We start from the raw sequence: 454 nt of genomic DNA, 5'->3' as shown, positions 1-454 counted from the left end.
AAAGTAGAGAATTCGCGCACGGTTGGCCGGGGACGGGTGCTGCAGGCCGGCGAGAACGCGATCGGCGTCAAGCTTGCCGTTCTCGACCAACCAGCGGCAACATGAGGCGGCGGCCCGTCCGAGTGGGAAAATCACAGCGTCAGAGAGGACCGCCGCTTCCTTTGCGAACCCGTTGATGATGCTTTCGCGCATGAGCGTGCTGCGCTCGAGCAGGTTACCGACGCTGTTGAGGCCCTTGTCGTCGACAAAAATCGGATGGACGAATACGGAAGTGAGATGGATGTCGCCCGGATTGTCGAAAAAAGCGCCGCTTGTTTCGACGCCCATTGCACGGTGGAAGCCGACTGCGTCCAGCTGCTCGACGAAGAGTTTCCGCAACTCGCCGCTGAAGGCGCCGGTAAGCTTCGCCTGTTCGAGCACTTCTTCATCCGAAAGGCCTTGCTCAAGTGCAGAC

1 pseudogene is annotated in these 454 nt (G+C 59.9%); it reads right to left on the bottom strand.

The features are described from left to right. Positions 1-454, bottom strand: a pseudogene (locus H6A60_RS12585) (hypothetical protein); the annotation flags it as partial.

The sequence above is a fragment of the Sutterella massiliensis genome (genome assembly GCF_016899755.1).
In the GTDB taxonomy this organism is placed as follows: Bacteria; Pseudomonadota; Gammaproteobacteria; order Burkholderiales; family Burkholderiaceae_F; genus Sutterella; species Sutterella massiliensis.
This window is presented reverse-complemented; position numbering and strand designations above follow the sequence as displayed.